This is a genomic window from Pseudomonas synxantha BG33R (genome assembly GCF_000263715.2).
In the GTDB taxonomy this organism is placed as follows: Bacteria; Pseudomonadota; Gammaproteobacteria; order Pseudomonadales; family Pseudomonadaceae; genus Aquipseudomonas; species Aquipseudomonas synxantha_A.
This window is the reverse complement of the sequence record NZ_CM001514.1, coordinates 3,081,488-3,098,005: the sequence shown is the minus strand read 5'-3', so window position 1 is coordinate 3,098,005 and position 16,518 is coordinate 3,081,488. Positions and strand designations below refer to the sequence as shown.

Sequence of the window (16,518 nt, the reverse complement as noted above, 5' to 3'; positions counted from 1 at the left end):
ATGATTTACTCCAGAGGGATTAACTACTACAATTTTTCTGCCTGTGCAGAACTCGCAGAAGGGTCTTCTTCGTTGACGTCGTGTTAACGTTCCTGGCTTATAGCTTTGTCTGCAGTTGATATCAGCCACTACACTATTGGAGTACAGATTTTGTCCAGACTCGCCGAATTTCGCGCAGCAGAAAAAGCCCTTCAAGAGCAGCTGGCCCAGCTGGAATCCTTGAAGAACGACGCAGGCTTGAAGAAAGAAATCGAATTCGAAGAAAAGCTCAAAAAGCTGATGGACAGCTACGGCAAAAGTCTGCGCGATATCATCGCCATTCTTGATCCAGCCCCGCGCAAGGCGGGTGCAACCATCGCCGCAGCGCCAAAGCAGCGCCGTGCACGGGTCGTCAAGGTTTACCACAACCCGCATACCGGTGAACTGATCGAGACCAAAGGCGGCAACCACCGCGGCCTGAAAGCGTGGAAAGAAGAGTACGGCGCTGCCACAGTAGATTCCTGGCTGCGCGGCTAATCACCCCACACTAAAAAAGCCCCGCACATGCGGGGCTTTTTTGCAGTTGACGGTTCGAAATCGAACTTAACCAGCCGTTCATTTTGTTCAAAACCACTAAAATGGGCCGATTCAAAGTTTCAGGCTGTTACGCACCGAACTGACTTCGTCCTTGCTCGCCTCGTAGGCTTGCGCCTGGCCCGCGTAAGAAAATACATAGGCCTTATCTGTATCCACCGCGCCGACTAATGTTTGTGACAACACGTGCCGTCCGTTTTCGGTTATCACGCAAGTAGTCTCCAACGCTTCAAGGCGACTCAGTGTCGTAGGATGCATCTTGCTGCACACGCTTTGATAACCGCCCCGGGCGAAATCTTTCTGAATCGATTTGCGCATCTCCAGTAACACGCTTGGAAGATTAACTTTATGCCCGGGCTCAATTGGCGTGCCGGTCAACTCCATGACCATCAGGGTTGCGCCGTTTTCATCATTTTTGATCGCGCGCTGGCGAGACACTGTTTGAGCCTTCGCGGGGACTTCGTCGTCAGGTATGACTTCTTCGACCTGCCAGCCGCTGGGCCAATGAATCTCCGGGTCGGCCGCCAATACGAACGAACTCCCCAGCATCAGGCACAACGTACTCAACAGCGATTTACGAAACTCGATCATTATGAAAAACGCCCAGGGTTCAAGCCGCAAAGTTTGCGGCCCCAGACCCGCCGCTCGCAAGGGCCGCGTGCGTTTTTTCATTTGGCGCGGCAGGTAGCCCTTGCGTATCATGAGCCGGCAGCACGGATGCTTGCCGCACGCCAAGGGACCGCTTTGCCCCATTTTTCTGGAGGGCCCATGAGCCTGCACGAACTGAACACCTTCCCGGGCGTCACTGCCCAGCCTGACACCGCCACTGCAAACTTTGTGTTTAACCACACCATGTTGCGGGTCAAGGACATCACCAAATCGCTGGACTTCTACACGCGCGTGCTGGGTTTCTCCCTGGTTGAAAAGCGCGACTTCCCGGAAGCCGAATTCAGCCTGTATTTCCTCGCCCTGGTGGACAAGGCCCAAATCCCGGCCGACGCCGCCGAGCGCACCCAGTGGATGAAATCGATTCCGGGCATCCTTGAGCTGACCCATAACCACGGTACCGAAAACGACGCCGACTTTGCCTATCACAACGGCAATACCGACCCGCGTGGCTTTGGCCATATCTGTATTTCGGTACCGGATATCGTCGCTGCGTGCGAGCGTTTCGAAGCGCTGGGCTGCGATTTCCAGAAGCGCCTGACGGATGGCCGCATGAAGAGCCTGGCCTTCATAAAGGACCCGGATGGTTACTGGGTCGAGATCATCCAGCCGGCGCCGATGTAACACGCGGCGCGTCTCGCGCAGTACGCAGGAATAAAAAAGCCCCATGATTGCTCATGGGGCTTTTTTGGTTTTTCGCGTGTCACTTATGCCGGGGCTGATGTGCGAATCAAGTGATCGAATGCACTCAGGGAGGCCTTGGCACCCTCGCCCACCGCAATGACGATCTGCTTGTAGGGCACGGTAGTGACGTCACCGGCCGCAAATACACCCGGCAGTGAAGTCTCGCCACGGGCATCCACGATGATCTCGCCGCGAGGCGTCAACTCCACCGTGCCTTTGAGCCAGTCGGTGTTGGGCAACAAACCGATCTGCACGAAGATACCTTCCAGGTCGATAGTCTTGAACTCACCACTGTCGCGATCCTTGTAGGCAAGGCCGGTGACTTTCTGGCCATCGCCTTTGACTTCGCTGGTCAGCGCGCTGGTAATCACATCCACGTTCGGCAAACTGTAAAGCTTGCGTTGCAGCACCGCATCGGCGCGCAACTTGCTGTCAAACTCAAGCAGCGTGACATGGTTGACGATCCCGGCCAGATCAATAGCCGCTTCCACACCGGAGTTACCGCCGCCGATCACCGCAACGCGCTTGCCCTTGAACAGCGGCCCATCGCAGTGCGGGCAGAAGCACACGCCCTTGGCCTTGTATTCCTGCTCGCCCGGCACACCCATCTCTCTCCAGCGGGCGCCAGTGGCCAGGATAACGGTCTTGGACTTGAGGGTCGCACCGCTTTCGAAGCGAATCTCATGCAACTCACCGGCATTTTTCGCCGGCACCAGGCTGCTGGCGCGTTGCAGGTTCATGATGTCCACGTCGTACTGACGCACATGCGCTTCCAGCGCAATGGCCAGTTTCGGCCCTTCGGTTTCCTGTACCGAGATAAAGTTCTCGATGGACATGGTGTCCAGCACCTGGCCACCAAAACGTTCAGCCGCTACACCGGTACGGATACCTTTACGGGCTGCGTAGATGGCCGCCGAGGAACCGGCTGGGCCGCCGCCGACAACCAATACATCGAACGCCTCTTTGGCACTGATTTTCTCGGCGGCTTTTTCGAGACCGCTAGTGTCGAGCTTGGCAAGAATTTCTTCCAGGCCCATGCGGCCCTGGCCGAAGTTCACCCCATTCAAGTAGACACTGGGCACCGCCATGACCTGGCGCTCGTCGACTTCGGCCTGGAACAGCGCGCCGTCGATGGCCACGTGACGGATATTGGGGTTCAGCACCGCCATCAGGTTCAGGGCCTGGACCACGTCCGGGCAGTTCTGGCACGACAGCGAGAAGTATGTCTCGAAGCTGAACTCGCCTTTAAGGGCGCGGATCTGTTCAATCACTTCGACACTGGCCTTCGACGGGTGGCCACCGACTTGCAACAGAGCCAGCACCAGCGAAGTGAATTCATGGCCCATGGGGATGCCGGCGAAACGCAGGTTGATATCGGCACCCGGGCGGTTGATGGAGAACGATGGCCTGCGCGCATCATCACCATCGGTTTTCAAGGTAATCAACGTCGTCAGGCTGACAACGTCCTGCAAAAGAGCGAGCATTTCCTGGGATTTCGCGCCGTCGTCGAGGGAGGCGACGATCTCGATCGGCTGGGTGACCCGTTCCAGGTATGACTTCAACTGAGCTTTAAGATTGGCGTCCAACATACGGGCGATTTCCTGTTCATTCGGTTTATTGCAGACAAAAAAACGCCCGAGCGAATCTCGCCCGGGCGTTTCGAGGGCGGATGCAGCTTACTGAGGTGCGGATTCCCGCCCTTGATACGTCTTCACAGACTTAGATCTTGCCGACCAGGTCCAGGGACGGAGCCAAGGTAGCCTCGCCTTCTTTCCACTTGGCTGGGCACACTTCGCCTGGGTGGGCAGCGACGTATTGAGCAGCCTTGATCTTGCGCAGCAGCTCGGAAGCATCACGGCCAACACCACCGTCGTTCAGTTCGACGATCTTGATCTGACCTTCCGGGTTGATCACGAAAGTACCGCGATCAGCCAGGCCAGCTTCTTCGATCAGCACGTCAAAGTTGCGGGAGATGGTCAGGGTTGGGTCACCGATCATGGTGTACTGGATTTTGCCGATGGCTGGCGAAGTGTTGTGCCAGGCAGCGTGGGCAAAATGGGTGTCGGTGGACACGCTGTAGATTTCGACGCCCAGCTTCTGAAATTCGGCGTAGTTGTCAGCCAGGTCTTCCAGTTCGGTTGGGCAAACGAAGGTAAAGTCGGCTGGGTAGAAGAACACTACCGACCACTTGCCTTTCAGGTCAGCGTCGGTCACATCCAGGAAGCTGCCGTTTTTGAAAGCGGTGGCTTTAAACGGTTTTACTTGGCTGTTGATGATAGGCATCGTTGACTCTCCGTCAGGGGTTAAGAAGTTGATGAGATGAATCCTACCGACTCTTTCGGTCGATGGCCCATTGGCAAACCTGATGCTGACGATTGGCTTTCTCTATCAAGTGGCGGTATTAATAGAAGAAATTTCAAATCAGCGGCTGGGTCGCCAGGGTCATGCCGAGAAATGGCGTCGCTTCAACATAGCGCATGGCGGATTTCATGTCGTTCCACCCGACGTAATTCATCAGCGACTTCAAGTCCCAGCCACTGCGATGGGCCCAGGTGGCAAAGCCGCGCCGCAGGGAGTGGCTGGTGTATTGCTCGGCGGGGATGCCTGCGCGTTCCAGGGCTTGGCGCAATAATGGGATGACACTATTGGGATGCAGCCCCTCCTCGCCCAGGTTGCCCCACCGGTCGATGCCGCGAAAGACCGGGCCGCGAACCAGCGCCGAGGCGCTGAGCCAGTCGCTGTAAGCTTGCACCGGGCACAGGCGCAGCAGCGCCGGCGTCTGGTACGTCTTGCCCAGGTTTTCCCGATCGCCTTTGCTGCGCGGCAGGTACAGGCTGATCCCGGCGCCGGGCACAGCCTGGACGTGTTCAATACTTAATCGGCACAGCTCATCACTGCGAAACCCCCGCCAAAAGCCCAGCAGGATCAGCGCAGTATCACGCTTGGCGCGCAGCAAGCGGGGCGGGTCCTGGTTTTCGCGGGCCTGGCTTGCTTCAAGCGCCAGTGAAGTGACGACCTGCTCAAGATGCTGTAGCTGCAAAGGCTCAGCCTGCCGCTCGCGCGCTGGATGTACGGCACGAATCCCCTTGAGCACCTTGCGCACCACGGGCGCTTTCGTCGGATCGGCAAAGCCCTGGCTGGTGTGCCACTGCGCCAGTGCCGAAAGCCGCAGTTTCAAGGTGTTTACCGCCAACACTCCGGCGTGCGCCACCAGATAACGCGCCACGCTGTCGCTGGTGGCCGGCAGGAACCCTCCCCAACTCACTTCGAAGTGCTCGATCGCCGCACGGTAGCTGCGGCGCGTGTTATCGCGGGTCGCAGCGTTGATATATCGATCCAGGTCGCTCATGGGTGTCGTTTCGTACTGCTGTCAGGGGAAGTGGCGGTTAAAACCGTTATGACACGGGATAATACGCCAATATCCCATCTCTTAAATCATGAATCTCAACGAGCTTTTATACGTGTTATAGTACGTATATACATACCATGTACCACAGTACTAAATCGACGGAGACTCCATGGCTCGCGGCGGCATAAACAAAGCAGTAGTTCAGACGGCACGCCTGGCAATCCTTGCCCGCGGTGAAAACCCCAGCATCGACGCAGTACGGATCGAGATGGGTAATACCGGCTCGAAAACCACCATTCATCGCTATTTGAAAGAGTTGGACGAAAGTGAAACCCGGCTGACCATTACCGAGGCGCCGATTGACGACGAGCTCGGCGAGCTGGTCGCACGCCTGGCCCAGCGTTTGAAAGAGAAGGCTCAGGAGCCGATTGACTTGGCGCTGGCGCAATTTGAACAGCAGAAAACCGCCCTGCTCGCCCAGGTTGAGGCGCTTGAAGAGGCACACACTCAGCTCAAGCAGCAATTTGATATCCAGGCCGCAGCCCTGGCGGAAGAAAGCGCTGCGCTGCAAACCACCAGCACCAGCCTGCAAGCCGAGCAAACCCGTAACGCCGGGTTGAGCCAGGCGTGCAGTGATTACGAGTTGCGGATCAACGACAAAGACGAGCAGATTCGCTCACTGGAAGAGAAACACCTGCACGCACGCGACGCGCTTGAGCATTACCGCAACGCGATAAAAGAACAGCGCGAGCAAGAGCAGCGTCGCCATGAAGGCCAGCTGCAGCAGATTCAAGCCGAATTGCGTCAGGCTCAGCAAAGCGCACTCGTACGCCAGGATGAAATCACCCAACTGCATCGCGATAATGAACGCCTGCTGATTGAGCAGCGAGTAACCACCAAGGAACTGAACGCATTGCAGGATCAGAGCCGCAAAGATCAGGCCGCACAACTCAAGCTCAACGAGCATCTGAGCAAGATCGACAGCGAGCGCGCCCTGCTTCAGGAGCGCCTGCGGGTTGCAGCACTGGACAGTCAGGCACGCCAGGAGGCGCTACTTGAAAATCAGCAGCGCAACAAGGCACTGGAACTGGACCTGATCAAGGCCCAGGCCAGCATCGACGCGCTGCGCCTGGCCGCCGCCGTTGCAACGGCGCCAGAAACAGCACAACCATCCTGATCAATCGGCCACAGGCGTGCGCATGGTGACGAACTCTTCGGCCGCCGTCGGGTGCACGCCGATGGTCTCGTCAAAATGCTGTTTGGTCGCGCCCGCCTTGAGCGCGATCGCCAGCCCCTGCACGATTTCGCCTGCATCCGGACCGACCATATGGCAGCCCAAGACCTTGTCGGTGTCGGCATCGACCACCAGTTTCATCAGGGTCTTTTCCTGGCAGTCGGTCAAGGTCAGCTTCATCGGCCGGAAACGGCTTTCAAAGATCTGCACCTTGTGGCCTTGCTTGCGCGCGTCTTCTTCCGTCAGCCCGACGGTGCCGATATTCGGCAGGCTGAACACCGCCGTTGCGATGTTGGCGTAATCCACCGCACGGTACTGCTCCGGCTTGAACAGGCGCCGCGCCACAGCCATGCCTTCAGCCAGGGCAACCGGCGTCAGTTGCACCCGACCAATCACATCGCCAATGGCCAGGATCGATGGTTCGGCGGTCTGGTAAAGATCGTCCACCTCAACGAAGCCGCGCTCGTCCAACTTCACGCCGGTATTTTCCAGCCCCAGGTTGTCCAGCATCGGGCGGCGGCCGGTGGCATAGAACACACAGTCGGCTTCCAGCACGCGGCCATCTTTCAAGGTGGCCTTGAGGCTGCCATCGGCTTGCTTGTCGATACGCTCGATATCGGCATTGAACTGCAGGTCCAGCCCGCGCTTGGTCAGTTCTTCCTTCAGATGGGTGCGCACCGAACCGTCGAAGCCGCGCAAGAACAGGTCGCCACGATACAGCAAGGTGGTGTTGGCACCCAAACCATGGAAAATTCCGGCGAATTCCACTGCAATGTAACCACCACCCACCACCAGTACGCGCTTGGGTAGCTCTTTAAGAAAGAACGCCTCATTGGAACCGATCGCGTGTTCACGCCCTGGAATTTCCGGGATCTGCGGCCAGCCGCCGGTAGCGATCAGGATGTACCTGGCAGTAAAGCGCTCGCCGTTGATCTCTACCTGATGCGCATCTACCAGACGCGCATGACCTTCATGCAGGGTCACCCCGCTGTTGACCAGCAGGTTGCGATAGATGCCATTAAGACGGTTGATCTCGCGATCCTTGTTGGCAATCAGGGTTGCCCAGTCAAAGTTCGCTTCGCCCAATGACCAACCAAAGCCACTGGCTTGCTCGAAGTCTTCGGCAAAATGCGCGCCGTACACCAACAGCTTTTTCGGCACGCAGCCGACGTTCACACAGGTGCCGCCCAGATAGCGGCTTTCCGCAACAGCCACCTTGGCACCGAAGCCTGCGGCAAAGCGCGCCGCACGAACACCGCCGGAACCGGCGCCAATTACATACAGATCAAAATCGTAGGCCATTTCACTCTCCTCGGCAGAACACCAGCATACCGACTTACATGGGGCTGAAAAACGAAAAAGCCACCCGAAGGTGGCTTTCTCTTGAAACAGTGCGGCAAGTGTAAATCAGTAGGCCTTGCCAGTCTTGTAGAAGTGCTCGTAGCAGAAGTTGGTTGCTTCGATGTAGCCTTCGGCGCCACCGCAGTCAAAACGCTGCCCTTTGAACTTGTAGGCAATTACGCAACCGTCTTTGGCTTGCTTCAACAGCGCATCGGTGATCTGGATTTCGCCACCCTTGCCCGGCTCGGTTTCTTCGATCAGTTTGAAGATGTCCGGGGTGAGGATGTAACGACCGATGATCGCCAGGTTCGACGGAGCATCTTCCGGCGCTGGCTTCTCGACCATGTCACGCACGCGGATCAAGCCATCGCCAATATCGTCGCCGGCGATAACACCGTACTTGTTGGTTTCGGTTGGGTTGACTTCCATCACCGCAACGATGGTGCAGCGGTATTTCTGGTAGAGCTTGACCATCTGGGTCAGCACACCATCACCTTCCAGGTTCACACACAGGTCATCCGCCAGAACCACGGCAAACGGTTCGTCACCGATCAGCGGGCGACCGGTAAGGATAGCGTGGCCGAGGCCTTTCATCTGAGTCTGACGGGTGTAGGAGAACGAGCACTCGTCAAGCAGTTTGCGAATACCGACCAGGTATTTTTCCTTGTCGGTGCCTTTGATCTGGTTTTCCAGCTCATAGCTGATGTCGAAGTGGTCTTCCAGGGCGCGTTTGCCGCGGCCGGTAACGATGGAGATCTCGTTCAGGCCGGCATCCAGGGCTTCTTCCACGCCGTACTGAATCAGTGGCTTGTTCACCACCGGCAGCATCTCTTTGGGCATGGCTTTGGTCGCTGGCAAGAAGCGAGTGCCGTAACCGGCTGCTGGGAACAAGCATTTCTTGATCATATGAGTCCTTACAAAGGGCTGTGCGTACGGAATTCGGCGCAGTCTAATCAGGCCGCAGTCACCTTACAATGGCTCCTGCTGGCGTTGCGATGTCATCATAGAGAAAAAATGGCGCAGTAAGTTCCGCTGATCCTGCAAAGGGCTTCATCAACGGTCAGGCAGAACGCACCCTGCTTATAACATCTGCAATTGTTTTAGCACGCTTTTCGCCTGCCAGCACGGACCTGCAACAACGTGCGCGCTACCCCAGGCTTTTGGCGGTATCATGGGCGCCTTGTACCAGACCATGAGATTCCCAATAGATGTCAGAACCCAAAGGTGTAAACGGCTACCTGATCACCCAGCGTGCAGACGGCTGGCACTTGATCAATTTTCACGGCGACAGCGTTGCTGGAGCATTCGCGACCGAAAGCCAAGCCATTGCAGTAGCCGAGGTGTTTGTGGATGAAGCAGGCCACGCGTCGAGCAAGCGTCCGAAAAACAAGTAAGCCTCGCCACACCGCCACAAAAAAGCCCCGGTCGACGGGGCTTTTTTGTGGACGTCTGTTTTTGTCGGCGCCCTGCGACCTCTGCGCCCCCGACACTTAGTTGTTTCGCCTGGTAAACGACTATTGTTTTTCAATTCGCGTAATCCCATTCTTACATCCAAAACCCCAACTAAAGCATTCTCATTTGGCGGCATGTAGTCCAACTCTTACAGTCAAAATAAAACTTTTGGCAAATTGCCATATCCTTCCTATATATCACTACACGTTACGGCTACACCACTAAACGAATGCGCCGACTTACTTCAACAGTGCAAAGCCACACAATCATTTCCGCCTCAAACGTGCCGCCTGATTGCAATGCAATTAATTGGAAAACCTGATTATCAGAAGGCCGACTCGGCTGACGACATCGGGATTTACCGGGCGCCACTTTTGCGGTGAAACCGTCAGTCCCAGACCCAATAGCGGCGGGACTTTTCAATGACATTTTTATGTGGGCGTCTGCAAATGAAAACTAAGTTTAAAACTGCGCTGTTTACCCTTGGGCTGTTCGCCGGCTCGATCTCAGGAGCTCATGCCGCAGATGGAACAGTCACCTTCCTCGGATCGGTCCACTCGGGTGCTTGCTCCATTAAGCCTGAATCCATCGACCAGACCGTTAACCTCGGCGCCATCGCAAAGCATCAATTGCAGGCCGGCGGCAAGTCGGAAGCCCGAAGCGTGAAAATCGAACTGGAGGGCTGCGACCTGACGAACCTTACCGATAACACGGTAACCACCACCTTCACTGCCGCCCCCTCAAACGATGTCCCAGGTGCAATCGGTACCGTCGGTGGTGCAGGCCTCATCGGCATCATGATGACCCACGGCGGCAAACCCGTTGAGCTGGGCGTCGCGACAACCCCGCAAGCCATTTCCACGGGTGATAACACCCTGGAATTCGGTGCCTACGTTCAAGGCGCGGCTACCGGCGACATCGTCCCCGGTGATTTCAGCGCCGTCACCAACTTCACCTTGGCCTATCAGTAAGTTGTTCCCCCCGCCACCTGAGGGTGACGGGGGGACGGGTGGGAGATACCGGTGAAAACATTCTTGAACCTCGTAGTCACCTCCTCGTTGACGATGTTCATCAGTCCTTGGAGTTTCGCCCAGCCACCTGCTCAGGGCGAAGGCATTGTCACGCTGGGTGGCGTGATCGTCGACTCCGCATGCGGGCTGGAACTGGTCAGTGCCGATCAGTCCATCGAGATGACACCCGAGCCCATAGGCAGGCTATTGCGCAATGCATTGGGCGAGCCACACCCCTTCGAATTACGCCTGGTCAATTGCTCCTTGACGCGCCCGGACCCGTCGCGGCCCGGGGCCACGCTGCCTGATTGGGAGCATCTGCGGGTGACCTTCGACGGCCCTCGCGACAGGGACGGCCGCTCCTTTGCCGCCTTTGGAGACTCACAGGGGGCTGCCTTTCATATCTGGGATTCGGCTGGCCAAGAGAGTGTGCCGGGCGAGCCCATGGCTCCGCACCCCCTGGCTGAAGGTGACATGACACTGCACTACACGCTTCGGCTGGTCGGCAACGGGCTGCCACTGGCACCGGGGGCTCACCGGGTCGCAGTGCGGTTCAGGTTGGAATACTTTTGAACATTGATGGGTTGCTTTCATGCTGAATACGTCGAAGATCAAAAATACGCTTCGCCCCAGCCTGGTAGGCGGGCTGATGTCGCTGGCCGGAACCGCGTTGGGCGCCGGGGATATCGAATTCAATACCGACGTGCTTGATTTGAATGATCGCACCAATATTGATTTGTCCCGCTTCGCCCGTAGCGGTTTCATTCTGCCCGGCACCTACACGATGCTTGTGCAGATCAATGGCCAGCCTGTTTCCGAGCAAACGGTGGCTTTCTACCCTCCCGAGCATGATCCCAAGGGCAGCCAGGCATGCTTGTCCCCTGGCCTGGTGGAACTGTTGGGGCTGAAGGCGTCGGATGCTACCAAACTCATCGCGTGGAAAAACGGCGAGTGCCTGGATACCCAAGGCCTGCCAGGCACAGAGGTGAGTGCTGACCTGGCCACCTCCACGCTGAACATCAACCTGCCCCATGCCTACCTTGAATACAGCGCCCTCAACTGGGATCCACCCGCGCGCTGGGATGAGGGAGTGCCAGGATTACTGGTTGACTACAACCTGACGGCACAGTCCAACGCCCAGAAAAACCAAAGTACACGCAATCACCTGAGCGGTAACGGAACCCTGGGGGCCAATGCCGGGGCCTGGCGCCTGCGTGCCGATTGGCAGGGACGCGTCGACAGCGCGAGGGACCGATCCGCCGGGGAGCAGAAGCTGGAGTGGAGCCGCTACTACGCTTACCGTGCCATTCCTTCGCTGAAGGCCCGATTGGTGGTCGGCGAGAACTACCTTTACTCGGACCTGTTCGACAGCTTCCGTTTTACCGGTGCCGCGCTGAATTCGGACGAAAGCCAACTGCCACCGAACTTGCGCGGCTATGCGCCGGAGGTTGTCGGGGTTGCCAAGACAAACGCCAGGGTCGTCGTCAGCCAGCAAGGCCGCGTGCTGTATGAAGCCCTGGTGGCGGCCGGCCCCTTTCGCATTCAGGACCTCAACGACGCCGTCACGGGTACGCTGGATGTGCGTGTGGAAGAGCAGGACGGCTCGGTGCAAACCTTCAAGCTCAACACCGCCGGTGTTCCTTACCTGACGCGCCCCGGGCAAATCCGCTACAAACTCGCGACCGGACGGCCTTCCGATCTTCAATACGGGGCTGACGGTGACTTTTTCGGCACCGGCGAATTCTCCTGGGGGATCAGCAACGGCTGGTCGTTGTTCGGCGGCGCCATTACCGATAACAACTACCATGCGGCCACTGTCGGTGCAGGTCGTGACTTGCTGGTGTTAGGAGCATTATCCCTGGATGTGACCCAGTCCCATGCGAACGTGTGGAATCAGACCCTCTCGGGTAAATCCTATCGCCTGCAATACTCCAAGAACTTCGAACAATACGACAGCCAAGTAACCTTCGCAGGTTATCGGTTTTCCGATAAGAACTTCTTAAGCATGAGCGAATACCTGGATGCTCGTCATTATGGAATGAACGGCGAACTCGCAGGGCGCGGAAAATACGACGAGTTGGGTCAATACGCTGGCGAATTCAAACCTATAGGGGGCAGTAAGGCGCTGTATACCGCCACGATCAACAAACAGTTTCGCGACCTGGGTGCCACGGTGTACGCCGGTTACAACAAACAAACTTACTGGTCGCGGCCGTCCAGCCAGCGTTGGAACTTGTCGGTGTCTCGCTACTTCAATGTCGGCACGGTCAAGAATCTGAGCCTGTCCCTGAATGTCTATCGCACCCAGGACTACAACTATAAGGATAACGGCATGGCGCTGACGGTCAGCCTGCCGCTGGGACGCAGTGGCACGTTATCGCTGGACGCAAATAGAACTGCAGGCAAGAGCGGCTTTTCAACGCGCTACAGCGATCGCCTGGATGAACGCAACAGCTACCAGCTCAGTGCGAGTGACAATTCCGCCAGCGGTTACCTGAGCCACATGGGTGATCAGGCTGACTTGACGCTGGCCGCCAGCCGTCAACAGGGCAACACCAGCCTGAGCATGTCGGCCCGCGGTGGCGGCACCCTCACGCCCCACGGCGCAGCACTGCATCGAACCAGCAGCATGGGCGGCACGCGTCTGATGGTCGATACCGGCGGTGTAGCCGATGTGCCAATGCGCGGTTACGGCACGCCGACGCGCAGCAACGCCTTTGGTAAAGCAGTGATTTCCGATTTGAGCAGCTACCAGCGTACGGCGGCCAGCGTGGATCTGGAGCGCCTGCCGAAAAACGTCGAAGCCACACAATCTGTCACGCAAGTGACGCTCACCGAAGGTGCCATCGGCTACCGATCCCTGGAAGTGATTTCCGGTGAGAAAGCCATGGCGGTACTGCGCCTGCCGGATGGCAGTACACCGCCCTTCGGCGCAACGGTTAAGAACGCCAAGCAGCAGGACACCGGCATTGTGAATGATGGCGGCAGTGTGTACCTCAGCGGCATCCAGGCGGGTGAGCAGATGTTCGTCACCTGGGGAGAAAGTTCGCGCTGCATTCTTACGCTGCCTTTGGATTTGCCGGCTGATGGCTTGACCCATGCCCTGCAACTGGATTGCCGAATGGTAGCCACTGATCAAACCTCGCCCGCGCCGTCCGAGCTGACCGGCCAGCACACCGCCACGGAGAACACATCCTCATGATGCTCAATACACGCCTCACCCTCTCGTCCATCGCATTGCTGGCCTTCAGCCTGAGCCAAAGCGCCCACGCCGCGATTGCCCTGGACCGTACACGCGTGATCTTTGACGGAGGCAAGGACGCCACCAGCGTGAATATCACCAACAACAACACGCAGTTGCCGTACCTGGCCCAAGGATGGATTGAGGATGAACAGGGTCAGAAAATCACCGCGCCCTTGATCGTGCTGCCACCGGTGCAGCGTGTGGAGCCCGGCAAACAAAGCCAGGTAAAGGTCCAGGCTCTGCCCGCGGCCAAATCCTTGCCGCAGGATCGGGAGACGGTCTACTACTTCAACCTGCGGGAAATTCCGCCGCGCAGCGACAAGGCCAACACGCTGCAAATCGCGCTGCAAACCCGGATCAAATTGTTCTATCGACCGCAAGCCATCACACCGACCCAGCAAGATCTGTCCAACCCCTGGCAGGAAAAGCTGACCCTTTCACGGCAGGGCGAACATTACCAGGTGAACAACCCAACGCCGTATTTCGTGACCCTGGTGGATGCACGCAGCACCAAGGATGGCAAGACCGTGTCAGGTTTCGAACCGCTGATGGTGCCACCCAAAAGCTCGCTGACCCTGGGCCCGACCGCCAAGGCCCTCGGAACATCGCCTTATCTGGCCTACGTGAATGACTACGGCGGGCGGCCGCTGCTGGCGTTCACCTGCAGTGGCGAGACGTGCAAGGTGAACCTGCAAGCAGCCCCGCTCACACAGTAATACCGACCGGAGTCAGCCATGAAATCGCACTATGTGAAGGTCTTGGGCGGCCTGTTACTGGCCCTTGTCGGGAGCGCGCAGGCCCAGGATGGAGACGATATAGAAGGCATGAGCGGACGACTGAATATCTCCGGATCAATGCATGAAACCCCCTGCAACCTGGAGATGACGTCGGTGCATCAAACCATTGACTTGGGCGACGTCTCCACCAGCGAACTGCGTCGTCCTGGCGATCAGGCAAGGTCAGTGGCATTCCAGTTGCGCTTCACCGATTGCCACCGCACCGCCGGCAGCATCCGCAGTGAACGCACAGGCAATCTGACGTGGAGTGCCTTTCAACCGGTGCTGTCGGTCGCGTTCCTCGCTCCGGCCGATGCCGATGATCCACGCCTGGTCAAAGTGCAAGGCATTACCGGGATGGGCCTGCAATTAACGGATGTGCGTGGCCGGGATGTAAACCTGGGGCAGCGGGGAGAACCTTTGTTCCTGCCCCTGGGTGGCGCCACCCAGACCTGGAACGTTCGGCCCACACGCACCTCCGCACCGTTGACCAGCGGGGCATTCCGGGCCGTGGTGGATTTCAGGCTCAATTATGAGTAAGGGCAGAAAAATGGCGAAGTCAAACGGCTCGTGGGCCGTGTTTATAGGCGCTCTGATGTGGGCCGTCAGCGAGGCGGTTTTGGCCGAGACCAGCCTGACCATCCGTGCGGTGATCATTGCGCCGCCGCCGTGCGTCATCAACAGCGGCAGTACGCTCGATGTGCCATTCGGCAATGACCTGCTGACCTCAAGGATCGACGGAATCAACTACCGCCGTGGTGTGCCCTACACCGTTACCTGTAATGCGCCGTACAGCAACGCGCTGACACTGGAACTCAAGGGCACCGGGGCTGCGTTTGACAGTCGTGTGCTCGTGACCCGCAAGCCAGACCTTGGGGTGAAGCTGTTCGTCAATGGCACTGACTGGCCTTTGAACACGGCGGTGAACTTTACCTATCCCAATTTACCGGTGGTTCAGGCGGTACCGGTCAAGCGCGTCGGCAGTACGTTGACAGGCGGGGCCTTCGATGCGACCGCCACTCTGGTGGTGGATTACCAATGAAGTCGATTACCCATGAAGAGAAACGATCCATGACCTTTTGGCCGCAGAAAGCATTGCTCGCCTTGTGCGCCATCAGCCTTTGCAGCGGCGTGTCGGCCAACCTGACCTTCAGCGGAACACTGAACGAGCCCCCGCCCTGCACCATCGACGCCGGCAATACCATTGAAGTGGATTTTGGCGATGTCGGCGTAAAGCGCGTCGATGGAGTGAAATACCGCCAGAGCGTCGGCTACACCATCAACTGTGGCACCGACACGCTGCCTTGGGAGCTTAAGTTGAGCGTCAACGGTACCGCGACAACGTTTGACAGTTCGGCGGTACAGACCAGCGTACCGGCACTGGGTATCCGGGTTTTCCAGAACAACCAGCCATTTGTCCTGAACTCCCCGCTGGAAATCAGCCTGTCGTCGCCACCGGTATTGGAAGTGGTTCCGGTCAAACAACCTGGCGCAACCCTGACACCCGCCCGGTTTACCGCGGTGGCCACGTTGTTGGCCGAATACCAGTAGGAGTTGAGTCCATGGGATATAAACGCATCCACCCGGTCTGGGCCTGTGCCGCGCTGGTACTGAGCCTGGGCTTGATCGCCGAAGGTAACGCAGCGGACAACCTGAGTTTCAGAGGCAATCTGGTTGAAGAAGCCTGCACGATTCGTCCCGGCGACGAAGCCATTACCCTGGAACTCTGGGACCTGACCAGCAAGTACCTCTACCTCAACACCCGCTCACTCGGAAAGGTTTTCAAGCTGCACCTGGAGGACTGCGACACCACGGTTGGCAACACAGTCACGATCACGTTCGGCGGCAGGGAAAACCCCGAGCTCCCCGGATTGCTCGCGCTCGATGGCGGCAGCGGCGCCTCCGGCATTGCGGTGGGCCTGGAGACGCCGGCTAACAACCCCCTGCCACTTAATACCGTCAGCGACAGGCAGGTGTTGAGCGATGGCAATAATGTGATCGAGCTCAAGGCCTATGTGCAGGGCGAGCCGCGGGCTATCCAGGAGCAGACCATCGGACATGGTGCCTACACAGTGACGTCCACGTTCACGCTGGACTATCCGTAAACCTGCCTGGCAAATCCCCACTTTATCCGAGCTCGCGTTGACAGGCGGGCTGAACGCTCGCCGGGGTAGAGCTCGGACAAAGAA

At 57.8% G+C, this 16,518-nt stretch carries 18 protein-coding genes; 12 read left to right on the top strand and 6 right to left on the bottom strand.

From position 1 onward, the window contains the following. Window positions 1-150: 150 nt before the first annotated feature. A complete protein-coding gene (locus PSEBG33_RS13625; protein WP_005788234.1) occupies window positions 151-516 on the top strand; it encodes a histone-like nucleoid-structuring protein, MvaT/MvaU family in 366 nt (121 codons plus the stop codon). A 111-nt stretch (window positions 517-627) separates the two neighbouring features. On the opposite strand, the gene PSEBG33_RS13630 is transcribed toward PSEBG33_RS13625, so the two are convergent. Continuing rightward, window positions 628-1,164: a DUF4946 domain-containing protein gene (locus PSEBG33_RS13630; protein WP_005788232.1), complete on the bottom strand. Its 537-nt coding sequence runs from the start codon at window positions 1,162-1,164 to the stop codon at window positions 628-630. Between the two features lie 177 nt (window positions 1,165-1,341). Here PSEBG33_RS13630 and gloA point away from each other — a divergent pair, with 177 nt between their 5' ends. Further along, on the top strand, window positions 1,342-1,863 hold the full coding sequence (gene gloA, locus PSEBG33_RS13635) for a lactoylglutathione lyase (RefSeq protein ID WP_005788230.1): 522 nt from the start codon (window positions 1,342-1,344) through the stop codon (window positions 1,861-1,863). A gap of 83 nt (window positions 1,864-1,946) precedes the next feature. Here gloA and ahpF read toward each other — a convergent pair whose 3' ends face one another. The 3 genes from ahpF to PSEBG33_RS13650 form a co-directional block, all read right to left on the bottom strand. Further along, a complete protein-coding gene (gene ahpF, locus PSEBG33_RS13640) occupies window positions 1,947-3,512 on the bottom strand; it encodes an alkyl hydroperoxide reductase subunit F (protein WP_005788228.1) in 1,566 nt (521 codons plus the stop codon). Window positions 3,513-3,642: 130 nt separating this feature from the next. Continuing rightward, window positions 3,643-4,206, bottom strand: a complete 564-nt coding sequence (gene ahpC / locus PSEBG33_RS13645; protein ID WP_005788226.1) for an alkyl hydroperoxide reductase subunit C — start codon at window positions 4,204-4,206, stop codon at window positions 3,643-3,645. 133 nt (window positions 4,207-4,339) lie between these two features. Next, on the bottom strand, window positions 4,340-5,272 hold the full coding sequence (locus PSEBG33_RS13650) for a site-specific integrase (protein WP_005788224.1): 933 nt from the start codon (window positions 5,270-5,272) through the stop codon (window positions 4,340-4,342). A gap of 169 nt (window positions 5,273-5,441) precedes the next feature. On the opposite strand from PSEBG33_RS13650, the gene PSEBG33_RS13655 reads away from it, so the two are divergent. Next, window positions 5,442-6,449, top strand: a complete 1,008-nt coding sequence (locus PSEBG33_RS13655) for a DNA-binding protein (protein WP_005788222.1) — start codon at window positions 5,442-5,444, stop codon at window positions 6,447-6,449. On the opposite strand, the gene gorA is transcribed toward PSEBG33_RS13655, so the two are convergent. Beyond that, window positions 6,450-7,808 (bottom strand): glutathione-disulfide reductase, encoded by a 1,359-nt coding sequence (gene gorA, locus PSEBG33_RS13660; protein WP_005788220.1) that lies wholly within the window; start codon window positions 7,806-7,808, stop codon window positions 6,450-6,452. A gap of 105 nt (window positions 7,809-7,913) precedes the next feature. Then, window positions 7,914-8,753 carry a UTP--glucose-1-phosphate uridylyltransferase GalU gene (galU, locus tag PSEBG33_RS13665; protein ID WP_003173830.1) on the bottom strand — a complete coding sequence of 280 codons (840 nt, stop codon included), beginning with the start codon at window positions 8,751-8,753 and terminating at the stop codon, window positions 7,914-7,916. A 302-nt stretch (window positions 8,754-9,055) separates the two neighbouring features. Here galU and PSEBG33_RS13670 point away from each other — a divergent pair, with 302 nt between their 5' ends. From PSEBG33_RS13670 to PSEBG33_RS13710, 9 genes are all read left to right on the top strand, one after another. Beyond that, window positions 9,056-9,241, top strand: coding sequence for a hypothetical protein (locus tag PSEBG33_RS13670; protein ID WP_005788216.1), 186 nt, complete (start codon window positions 9,056-9,058; stop codon window positions 9,239-9,241). A 507-nt stretch (window positions 9,242-9,748) separates the two neighbouring features. Beyond that, window positions 9,749-10,270: a fimbrial protein gene (locus PSEBG33_RS13675; RefSeq protein ID WP_005788215.1), complete on the top strand. Its 522-nt coding sequence runs from the start codon at window positions 9,749-9,751 to the stop codon at window positions 10,268-10,270. Window positions 10,271-10,321: 51 nt separating this feature from the next. After that, entirely contained in the window at window positions 10,322-10,882 is a 561-nt protein-coding gene (locus PSEBG33_RS13680) for a fimbrial protein (protein WP_005788213.1), read from the top strand. Between the two features lie 19 nt (window positions 10,883-10,901). Next, on the top strand, window positions 10,902-13,511 hold the full coding sequence (locus tag PSEBG33_RS13685) for an outer membrane usher protein (RefSeq protein WP_005788212.1): 2,610 nt from the start codon (window positions 10,902-10,904) through the stop codon (window positions 13,509-13,511). Further along, entirely contained in the window at window positions 13,508-14,269 is a 762-nt protein-coding gene (locus tag PSEBG33_RS13690; RefSeq protein WP_005788210.1) for a fimbria/pilus periplasmic chaperone, read from the top strand. Before PSEBG33_RS13685 ends, PSEBG33_RS13690 begins: the two co-directional genes overlap by 4 nt. 18 nt (window positions 14,270-14,287) lie before the next feature. Then, complete coding sequence (locus PSEBG33_RS13695) at window positions 14,288-14,869, top strand: fimbrial protein (RefSeq protein ID WP_005788208.1); 582 nt, start codon at window positions 14,288-14,290, stop codon at window positions 14,867-14,869. Between the two features lie 10 nt (window positions 14,870-14,879). Continuing rightward, window positions 14,880-15,371 carry a fimbrial protein gene (locus tag PSEBG33_RS13700; RefSeq protein ID WP_032803532.1) on the top strand — a complete coding sequence of 164 codons (492 nt, stop codon included), beginning with the start codon at window positions 14,880-14,882 and terminating at the stop codon, window positions 15,369-15,371. 29 nt (window positions 15,372-15,400) lie between these two features. Then, window positions 15,401-15,880 carry a fimbrial protein gene (locus PSEBG33_RS13705; RefSeq protein ID WP_032803882.1) on the top strand — a complete coding sequence of 160 codons (480 nt, stop codon included), beginning with the start codon at window positions 15,401-15,403 and terminating at the stop codon, window positions 15,878-15,880. An 11-nt stretch (window positions 15,881-15,891) separates the two neighbouring features. Further along, a complete protein-coding gene (locus PSEBG33_RS13710) occupies window positions 15,892-16,434 on the top strand; it encodes a fimbrial protein (RefSeq protein WP_005788203.1) in 543 nt (180 codons plus the stop codon). Window positions 16,435-16,518 lie beyond the last annotated feature (84 nt).